The sequence below is a fragment of the Nonomuraea sp. NPDC005730 genome (assembly GCF_040630865.1).
Taxonomy (GTDB): Bacteria; Actinomycetota; Actinomycetes; order Streptosporangiales; family Streptosporangiaceae; genus Nonomuraea.
Genome location: NZ_JBEXYK010000122.1, coordinates 1 through 9,353, shown reverse-complemented (window position 1 = coordinate 9,353; position 9,353 = coordinate 1). Strand labels below are relative to the sequence as shown.

Here is a 9,353-nt window from a genome sequence, read left to right as displayed (position 1 = left end):
TTCGTTCTTCTTGGTCGTTGAACCAACTACCGGAGACCTCTTCGTTCAACGATCACCGACACGCCTCACACGCGATCTTTCGAAACACGGCCTAGCCGCAGGTCAGATTGTCAGAGATGTTCTCCATGCGCGGCCCGGCTGAGGACGCTCCGGTGCCCAGCGCCGAGAAAGGAGCCGGCCGTGGCGTTGACTGATCGCCGACCAGGAAAGGCAGATCGCCACCGTGGCGTGCGCGGCGGCCGTGCATGCCAGGGCGGGCGGCTGCTGTTGAGGTGGCCGCCCCGCATCATGAGCAGCATGACGGCGTCGCGGCGCCGCACGGAGGCCCTGAAGGGCTCCGGTCTCACGCCGGGCGCACGCACGAGTAGGGGAGGTAGCCGTAGTTCTGCGCGGGAGTGGCCCACTGGACCGTCTCCCAGAGACTCCCCCAGCCTGTACGGCCGCACATGGGGGGATATCCTCCGCCGTGCAGCTGGCACTGCGGCGCCTTCTCCTGCACGATCGTGCCGCCCTTCCTGTCGCGATGCTGATCGGCTCGACAGGCGGGGGATCCGGAGTGGCGGAGCCACTTGTCTCGAGCCTTGATCTCAGCGGTGCTTCAGTGACGTCGGGTCGTTCAGTGCGGCGAGGCTTCGCTAGGTTGCCGCGGTTGGGGGGTGTCTTCCCGAAGGGGATTCTCGGATTCGGTGTGAGCTGGTCCGCCAGCCGAGGCAGCGTCACGTAGTGCCTTCTCGACTCGGCGGTTGCTGGTCATCGTGGCCGTGACGGCGGTCATGGCCAGGAGGAGGCCACCGGCGGTGTAGAGCGGGGTGCGCAGGTCGTAGGTGGTGGCCAGCCAGCCACCGAGCACGGCGCCGAACGGGGCAGCGCACATGGCGAGCATGCGGGAAGTGGAGGTGACCCGGCCCATCAGGTGGCCCGGGACGACCGCCTGCCGCAGCGAGGGCGCGAGCACCATCGTGGCGCCCATGCCCGCCCCGCAGACGGCAAGCGCAAGCCCGGCCACGTAGGGGTTCGGGGCGGCGGCAAGCCCCAGGACGGCCAATCCTTCGACCGTGGCCGTGCAGGTCAACGCGGTGCCGGTGCCAAGTCGCCGGCCGAGGAAGGCGGCGATGCCCGCGCCGAGCAGGCCCCCGGTGGCCTCCGCGGTGAGGAGCAGGCCGAAGCCGAAGGCGCCGATCCCGAGACGTTCCTGCGCGAAGAGCGCCAGGACGGTCTCCACAGCGACGAAGGCGATGTTCCCGACCGCCGGGCGGAGCGCGAGGCCGAGCAGCAGCCGATCCCGGAAGACGTATGAGGCCCCGGCTCGGGCTTGGCGCAGCAGTGACGCGCGGGCGCCCGCGGCAGGTCGCGGCACGGCGGGCAGCGATCGTACGAGCAGGGCGGACAGCGCGAATGACACCGCGTCAGTGAACAGCGGGACCGCCCGCCCGAGCGCCAGCAGCGCACTGCCCGCAGGCGGTCCCGCGAAGCCGGACGCGGCGGTCTGGGCGCCGCGCAGGCGGGAGTTGGCACGCTGCAGAAGTACGGGGTCACGGCCGAGCAGATCGGGCAGGTAGGCCGTGGCGGCCGTGTCGAAGAAGAGTCCACCGAGGGCGAGCAGGAACGCGACGGCCGCGAGGAGCCCGGCGCTCAGCACGTCCAGCGCGGCCGCTGCGGCGGCCGTCGCGAGCAGCGCCGCGCGCGCCATGTCCGCGATCCACATGGTGCGCCGACGGTCCCAGCGGTCCACCAACGCGCCGCCGAGCATTCCGAACAGCAGCCAGGGCAGCGTCCCGGCAGCCGTGACGGCGGCCAGCGCCATCGGATCCCGCGTCACGGTCAACGCCAGCAGCGGCAACGCGGCATGCGTCACCCCGTCACCGAGCGAGGACACCGTCTGCGCGGTCCACAGCCGCCCGAACCCGCTCGGGGGCTTCGCCACATCATTGGTCGGCTTCGGGATCACTTGGCATTCCCCTCGATGATCTGCCGGCGCGGAGCAGGCCGTAACGGCGCGATCGTGATCACGGCGTCGGAGAAGGCCGCGCGCTCTGCGGCGCGCGGCCCGTGCTCTCTGTTGTTCATGGCAGGTTCTTCACGGCAGCAGGTGGGCGGCCTTGACCGAGTGGAAGTGGATCACCACGTCGAAGGACTTGCCGAGGGAGGTCTGGAACGCCTGCTCGGGTGTCCAGAAGCCGCCGCCGATGACCCGGGTGGGCCGCTCCTGGGCCAGCCACTGCTTCGCCGCCGGCGGGGCCGTGCGGGTGTCGAGGACGAAGTCGCGGTGGCGGACCTGGTCCAGGACGTGCTCGTTGTAGCCGGAAGGTGCGGCCTCGACCGAGCCCTTGCAGGTCATGGGCCGTTCGGCGGGCTTCGGGCAGTCACTGCCGGTGGGGGTGTAGTTGTAGCCGCCGCGGTCGAAGGTGGTGCCGACGGTCACGAAGCGGTCGCCGAGCCGCTTGCGCAGCAGCCCACCCATCGGGCCGGGGACGTACACGGTGTCGATCGGGGTGTAGCTGAGGTGTGCGTTCAGCCCCGACATCTGGATCTTGGCGCCGGTCGTCCTGTTCCACCAGGCGACGTTGTCGGCCAGGACGGTGTCCCGGTAGAGCGCGGCCGCACGCCGGCCCTCAGCGGTGCTCTGGTCGAAGGCGAAGTCGGTGAAGGTCTGCGACAACGCGCGGGCGTGCTGCACCACCCACCGGTCCGCGGCCTGCTTCTCCAACGACGTGAGCGCCTGAGCGGCGCGCTTGGCGTAGTCCTGCCGTCTCTCCAGGGGCACGGCGAGCGCCTGCCCCATGTACTCGCCCGCGTTCTTGGTGGTGGGCCGGAGACCGTCGTACAGCTTGGTGAACTCGTCCAGCTGGTCGGGATGGCGCCGCTTGACGTAGCCGAGGACCTTGTCGAACAGGATGTCGCCCGGATAGAGCAGGTCGGCGCCCATGAACTGCACCTTGCGGGCGTGGGTGGCGTTGTAGGAGCGCATCCACTGGACCAGGCCGAGGAACTCACGGTTGTCGAACAGGTCGTAGGGTCCCTTGACCTCGTCGCGGAAGATGGCACGCGGGTCGCCCTTGCCGTCCAGCACATAATCGTTGAGCCGTACGCCGGTGCTCCAGCTCAGCTCTCGCGCGAAGGTGGTGAACCCCTTCTCGGTCACCAGATAGCGCAGCAACCGCTGGTTGAGCGTGTAGAACTCGGCGCTGCTGTGGGTGGCCTCGCCGACGCCGACCACCTGCGCGTCACCGACCATGGCGCCGAAGGCGTCCAGGTCACGCGTGAGCGGCTTGGCCACGGTGTCGAGCGCGGCGATGATGTCGGCGTCAGTGGCGGCGAAGGCCGGGGTGGCGGTCGCGGCCAGGGCGAGACCGAGGGCGGCGATCGTGGTTCTCATGTACGGGGTTCCTGTCAGTGACATGTGACGAAGCGTGCCGGGCCACGCTGACAGCCCGGCGACAAACGGTTGACAGCTCAGATCTTGGGGCCGAGGAAGCAGCCGCCGGAGGCGTCGATGATCTGGCCGGTCACCCATCGGCCCGCCTCTGAGGCCAGGAAGGCCACCACGTCGGCGACGTCCTCGGGCTGCCCGACGCGCGGGATGGCGTTGCCGGTGCCGACCATCTGCTGAACCTCGGGGTTGCCGAGCATCCACGGGTTCATGTCGGTCACCGTCGGTCCGGGCGCCACTGCGTTCACGGTGATGCCGCGCCCGCCGACCTGCTGGGCCAGCGAGCGGGCGAGCACCTCGACGCCGGCCTTGCTCATCGCGTACGGCGCTTCCGGCATCGCGATCCGGGTCGCCGCGGTGGTCACGTTGACGATCCGGCCGCCGTCGTTGAGCAGCGGCAGCGCACGCTGGATGATGAACAGCGGCGCCTTGGTGTTGATCGCCAACAGCCGGTCGAACGCCTCTGGGGTGATCACCTCGATCGGGCCGCCGGTGTTGATGGCGGCGTTGTTGACCAGGATGTCCAGCCGTGCCTGGCCGGTCCACGCGGAGAGGCCCGCCTCCAGCCCGGCGAACAGCGCGTCCACGTCCCCGGGCACGCCCAGCTCGGCTCGGACCGGGAACGCGCGGCCGCCGTCCTTCTCGATCAGCTCCACGGTCTCCAGCGCGGCGGCCTCGTTGCTGCCGTAGTGCACGGCGACCAGCGTGTCTTCAGCCGCCAGCCGCCGTGCGATGGCCCGGCCGATCCCTCGCGAAGCCCCGGTCACCAGTGCCGTCTTACTCATTGAATTCTCCGGAATGAGATGGATTGTCTGACCGATAGGATCGACGAGACCCGTCACCAGGAACAACGCCAAAGAACGCAAGGGTGGATTAACCCAAGAGTTAATGCCGGGGGAGAATCGTGGAACTACGTGACATCGAGATCTTCCTGACGCTGGCCGAGGAGCTGCACTTCGGCCGGACCGCCGAACGGCTGTCCGTGTCCCCTGCCCGGATCACTCAGGCGATCAAGAAGCAGGAGCGCCGGATCGGCGTCCCGCTCTTCGACCGGACCAGCCGTTCAGTACGGCTGACGCCATCAGGGCAGCAGCTTTATCGCGAGCTCAGCGCAGGATACCGGCAGATCATGGACGGCATCGAAGCCGTCTCCGCCACAGCCCGTGGCATCAGCGGAACCCTGCGCGTGGGCTCCATGGGCGGCTCCCAAGCGTGGAAGATCGACCCCATCGTCACGTTGTTCCAGGCCAGGTATCCAGCCGTCCAGCTGCTCCACCGCGACATGAACACGGTGGATCCGCTGGCCTTACTCCGCTCTGGCGAGATCGACGTGGGCAACGTCTGGCTCCCGCTGCGCGAGCCCGATCTGACCGTCGGCCCCGTCACCCACACCTCCTCGCAGGTGCTCATCGTCTCAGCCGGTCATCCCTACGCCGCTCGCGAGTCGGTGTGCCGGGAAGACTTCGGCGACCTTACCTTCCCCGCCCAGGCCTCTCCGATCCCGGCGTACCTGGAAGAGGTCTTCCAGCCCTTCCACACCCCCGCAGGCCGACCGATCGCGCGCGGGCCCCTGGTCGCCAACTGGGACGACCTGCTCAAGAGCGTCGGCGCAGGCCAGGCCGTGGCCGCGTCCGTCGCCGAGGCCGCGCCCTTCTATCCCTGGCCCAACCTCGTCTACCTGCCCATACTGGACGCCCCACCGGTCGCCTGGGTGCTCGCCTGGCGTACGGCGGCGGAGAACGACCTTATCCGCCGCTTCGCCGAGACGGCCCGGGACGCTGATCACGGAACTGCGTGACATCGAGATCTTCCTGACGTCGACCGAGGAACTGCATTTCGGCCAGCATGGGACACAGGAGTAAAGCACCCTCTGGAAGGGCACCGAGCCACCGCCTAGTGTCATCCGCCTGAAATTCGCAGGATAAGTCCGCATGGTGTTGGTTGTGGTGCATCCAGGACCGTCCGCAGTGGAGATCCACTTATCGGACAGTGAGCGGGCTCGGCTGATCGGCATGTCAGTGGAGTCGTCGAGGGTGGCGGTCCGGGCGAGGATCGTGCCGGCGTGTGCGGGGGGCGGGGATCAGCACGGCGCAGGTGGCACGGGACCTGGGCCTTTGCGGAGAGCACGGTGCGTAGGTGGCGTGTGGCTTTCGCCCGGGGTCGGCTGGAGGCGCTGGCCGACGAGGTGCGCACGGGCCGGCTCAAGGCGGAGCTGACGGTGTCGGAGGCCGAGCGGGCGGTGCTGCAGCGATGGGCGCGGCGGACCGAATCCGCGCAGGTCGTGGCGATGCGCGCGAAGATCGCGCTCGGATGCGCGGACGGCAAGAGCGTCCAGGCGCTGGAGGACGACATCCGCACCTGGATGGCCCGCTGGAACTCTAACCTCAAGCCGTTCGTCTGGACCAAGACCGCCGAGGAGATCCTCGAATCCCTTGCTGCATATTGCCGGCGAATTTTAGGCGGATGACACTAGCTAGGCGCGCGGCTCTCATCTCTGTCCAGGCAGAATGTCTCTCACCACAGGCAGCTCAGGACTACCTCTGGCAAGAAATGGCAAACAGCGCTCTGCAGTCCCCGTCCCGGCCGAATCCGTGAACTGATCGAACCGTCAAGGGCACGCCATGGCACGCCGGAGCCCGTGGCGCGTGCTCGTCGCGTGCTCTTCGGCCATCGGCACCCATGAACACCGGCTGATATTTTAAGACATTTCAAAGGCGCTGAAATCCACTTGAACGATACAAATCAAAGCGATGAAACACACCCCGGCATAGATTCTGTCGTCTTTTAATCCGTAGGTTCCGGGTTCGAGCCCCGGGCGCCCTACCGGCTCGAACACCTCTTCTCGATCATGTCGGGCGAGGCTGTACAGCCGCCGTTCACAGCCAAGAGGACCGGGATCCCGCTGACGGGAGTCCGGTCCTCCGTCGTCTGGTGGTCATCCGAAGAGCTGCTCAGCGGCGGCACGGCGCGCCGCCGTACCCCGGCCCGCACGTGGGCAAGGTGGCTGATCGTCGGCTGCATGGCCGCGTCTCTTTGGGGCGGGGCGGCGGCAGGCCGGGATGGTCGGGGACGTGCGGGTTCGGAGCGCGGAAACCGTCGCTGCCGCCTGCTACTTTCGCGGTCCATGAGCCAGAAGACATGGACGATCGATGATCACCTTGACGGCATGCCCGACACGTCGGTAGCCCTGTACCACGAATTCGTCAGGCTGGTCGAGGCGTGCGGTCCCTTCACGTACGCGGTGTCCAAGAGCATGATCACCGTCAAGGGGACACGTCGAGGATTCGCCGGAGCAAAGCCGGACGCGCGAGGGCTCCGAGGGTACTTCGACATTCAGCGCCCGATCAGCGACGACGGCCGCATCACCAGCGTGTCTCCGTACACGAAGCGGCTGTACGTTCATGCCTTCCGAATCTCTGATGTCGCCGAGCTTGATGAGGAATTCGCCGGCTGGCTCCGCGAGGCGTACGAAGTGGGTCAGGGCGGACACCTGGGTGCTTCACAACAAGGTCAACCCCGGCACGAGGCGTGAAGTCCCTGATCGTTAGCCGATCGTGCAATTAGACAGGGAACGAGGGGTCGATCACGGACGCTCACGACCGGCCTTGCGTCCAGCGCAGCGCCCCGACGCGGGTGATCGTCGCAGTTCCTGAGCTGACAACGCCGCTCCATCACAACTCCGCTGGGATGCCCAGAAGGACAAGCAAGATTCGGAACATGCGCGAAATGGCCTTGTCGCAGTCTCCCGAGCTGAGAGTGGCTTGGCTGTACAGCCAAGGGGACGGAACTCGGCGTACCTCCACGGACACCGCGACCGCTGGTCGAAGCCTCGAACCTGGATCGAGGTGTCTTCATTCAATCCGTGGTTCCGGATTCGAGCTCCGGGCGGCCTACCTCGACTACCTGGGCGGGCTCCCCGATCTCCGTGATCCGGAAGCTCGGCCGGTTGCATTTCCGGTAGCGGCCTCGTCACGGTCCTGCCACTGCTCCCCCTGACGCGCTCGGGCCTGGTCGCGGGCGTTCGGTCTCCATGTCGTCGGGGGTAGGAACGTCGATCAGGGGCGGATGTTGCGGTGGCCTTGTCGCGACGTAACGGCCGGTTCCCGCCTCCGATTCCTCCGCTGCACCCGCGAACGCCGCCATCCGTTTCGCTCGCTCTCTTCGGAATGAATCGACGCCGTCGAGGCGTGATATGTCACCATCGCCAGATGGCGAACCGTTGTGATCCGGTTCAGCGGGTCGGGGCTTACGGGATATGCGTCAACGAAGAGGGCGCCATACTTCTGTCCCGGTTCGCAGCACCGGACTCCCGCTGGGGACCGCCAGGTGGCGGCGTGGAGCACGGCGAACATCCCGCTGACGGGGTCGTCCGCGAAGTGCACGAGGAGACCGGGTACCGGGTGAAAGTCGTCCGGCTGCTCGGAGTTCATTCCAATGTCTGGCGCAGTGCGGATGCCGAGGTCCACGCGATGAATCTGTTGTACGAAGTGGCCGTGGTGGGAGGGTGTCTGCAGAACGAAACCGGCGGCAGCTCCGACCAGGCGGCGTGGGTCTCGTTGGCGGAGCTCCCGGAGCGACGCCGTACGGAACTTCTCGATGTCGGCCTTGATCTGTACCGCTGTCTCCCCCCGGAGGGCCGCAGTGATGTGACCGCGTAACGGCGTTTCGAGCGCCCATGATCAGCTCTCTGGATTCGCCGAGTTGCGTTCAGGTTGATCCGGAGCCGGTTCAGAGTGGACCGGGTATGCCCGGCGACCTGCATTGAACTACCTGGAGCCGGCCGAGCTCTTGATCCCCGCCGCGGGTGTTCGACGCGCTGCAGGCGCCCACTTCCTGCCCCACCACGGACCGATGTCATCCGGCCAGCGCTCGAAGACCTGCGCGTAGGGCATCCACCCCGGTGTCCTCGGTGAAGGCCGTACGGACGATGAAGCCGTGGACGATGCCGATCAGGACATCGGCGACGGCCACAGGATCGGCATCGCGGGCGACCAGCCCATGCTCCTGGTAGGCGCGGACGGCCTCCGCGAACAGCGCACGGACCTGCGTGAGCAGGTCGGCCATTCGCGCGCCGAGGGCCTCGTCGTCTGCGGCGGCCGCCCAGAAGCGCAGCATCAGTCGGCAAGACTCCCGCGTGGCGTCCATGGGGGCGTCCTGACTGAACACCTCGGCCACAAGATCGGACAGCGGCGGCAGCGGGCGTCGGGTGAGCGCCTGCTCGAAGGTGAGGCGCACGCCGTCGAGGACCTCGTCGGCCACCGCGATGACCAGCTCCTCCTTGCTGGAGAAGTAGCGGTAGACGGCACCCGCGGACAACCCGCTCTCGTTCAGTACGTCCTGGACGGAAACGGAGTGGAAGCCCTTACGGCCGACACACCGACGGGCGGCGGCCATGATCTGGCGGCGGCGGGCTTCGAGGTGTTCGACGGAGACGCGTGGCACGCACAAAGTAAAACGAACATTCGCTCTCTTGACAAGCTCAAGCCGCTGCGCGGAAGATTAAAAAAAACGAACCTTCGTTTTAGGAGGCCAGGCATGAGCGTCATGCTCATCAAGCAGCGCGTTCACGACCTCGACCGGTGGGCCAAGTGGTTCTACGAGCCGGAGCTCGACGCCGCCCGCCGAGAGCACGGCCTCACGGTGGCCGGCGCCTTCGTCGACGCCAACCACGACAACACGGTGATAGTGGTCCTGGAAGCCGAAACCGAGGAGGCCGCCCGCCGCTACGAGAACTCCCAGACTCTGGTCAATGCCAGGGAACGCTGCGGCGCCACAGGCTTCCCCGACGGCGTGTGGCTCGGGATCGAGCCGATCGCCAACCCCTATATCTAGTGGCCCGTCACGCAACGTTGACCGGGTAACTGGTCCAGCTTCGGATGGGTGAGCTGGCGGCGAAGCTGGTCTTCGGTTGCGCGCGGGCGTT

9 protein-coding genes and 1 pseudogene are annotated in these 9,353 nt (G+C 67.3%); 5 read left to right on the top strand and 5 right to left on the bottom strand.

Annotation, left to right across the window (positions count from 1 at the left end; genetic code table 11):
* Positions 1-616: 616 nt before the first annotated feature.
* From ABZ444_RS51005 to ABZ444_RS50990, 4 genes are all read right to left on the bottom strand, one after another.
* Positions 617-1,948, bottom strand: a complete 1,332-nt coding sequence (locus ABZ444_RS51005) for an MFS transporter (protein ID WP_358012572.1) — start codon at positions 1,946-1,948, stop codon at positions 617-619.
* Positions 1,945-2,067 carry a hypothetical protein gene (locus tag ABZ444_RS51000; RefSeq protein ID WP_358012570.1) on the bottom strand — a complete coding sequence of 41 codons (123 nt, stop codon included), beginning with the start codon at positions 2,065-2,067 and terminating at the stop codon, positions 1,945-1,947. The genes ABZ444_RS51005 and ABZ444_RS51000 overlap by 4 nt, the downstream gene beginning before the upstream one ends.
* A gap of 10 nt (positions 2,068-2,077) precedes the next feature.
* Positions 2,078-3,376 carry an erythromycin esterase family protein gene (locus ABZ444_RS50995; RefSeq protein WP_358012568.1) on the bottom strand — a complete coding sequence of 433 codons (1,299 nt, stop codon included), beginning with the start codon at positions 3,374-3,376 and terminating at the stop codon, positions 2,078-2,080.
* 77 nt (positions 3,377-3,453) lie between these two features.
* Positions 3,454-4,215, bottom strand: a complete 762-nt coding sequence (locus ABZ444_RS50990; RefSeq protein ID WP_358012566.1) for an SDR family oxidoreductase — start codon at positions 4,213-4,215, stop codon at positions 3,454-3,456.
* 119 nt (positions 4,216-4,334) lie between these two features.
* Between ABZ444_RS50990 and ABZ444_RS50985 the strand changes: the two genes are divergently transcribed.
* The 4 genes and pseudogenes from ABZ444_RS50985 to ABZ444_RS50970 all read left to right on the top strand — a co-directional run bounded on the left by ABZ444_RS50985 (position 4,335) and on the right by ABZ444_RS50970 (position 8,088).
* A complete protein-coding gene (locus ABZ444_RS50985) occupies positions 4,335-5,228 on the top strand; it encodes a LysR family transcriptional regulator (protein ID WP_358012564.1) in 894 nt (297 codons plus the stop codon).
* Between the two features lie 528 nt (positions 5,229-5,756).
* A pseudogene (locus ABZ444_RS50980) lies at positions 5,757-5,897 on the top strand (IS630 family transposase); the annotation flags it as partial.
* Positions 5,898-6,554: 657 nt separating this feature from the next.
* Positions 6,555-6,962: a DUF5655 domain-containing protein gene (locus tag ABZ444_RS50975; RefSeq protein WP_358012562.1), complete on the top strand. Its 408-nt coding sequence runs from the start codon at positions 6,555-6,557 to the stop codon at positions 6,960-6,962.
* Between the two features lie 634 nt (positions 6,963-7,596).
* Complete coding sequence (locus tag ABZ444_RS50970; protein ID WP_358012560.1) at positions 7,597-8,088, top strand: NUDIX domain-containing protein; 492 nt, start codon at positions 7,597-7,599, stop codon at positions 8,086-8,088.
* 196 nt (positions 8,089-8,284) lie between these two features.
* Here the strand turns inward: ABZ444_RS50970 and ABZ444_RS50965 are convergent, their stop codons facing one another.
* A complete protein-coding gene (locus ABZ444_RS50965) occupies positions 8,285-8,872 on the bottom strand; it encodes a TetR/AcrR family transcriptional regulator (RefSeq protein WP_358012558.1) in 588 nt (195 codons plus the stop codon).
* Between the two features lie 93 nt (positions 8,873-8,965).
* Here ABZ444_RS50965 and ABZ444_RS50960 point away from each other — a divergent pair, with 93 nt between their 5' ends.
* Positions 8,966-9,262 carry a hypothetical protein gene (locus ABZ444_RS50960; protein ID WP_358012556.1) on the top strand — a complete coding sequence of 99 codons (297 nt, stop codon included), beginning with the start codon at positions 8,966-8,968 and terminating at the stop codon, positions 9,260-9,262.
* Positions 9,263-9,353 lie beyond the last annotated feature (91 nt).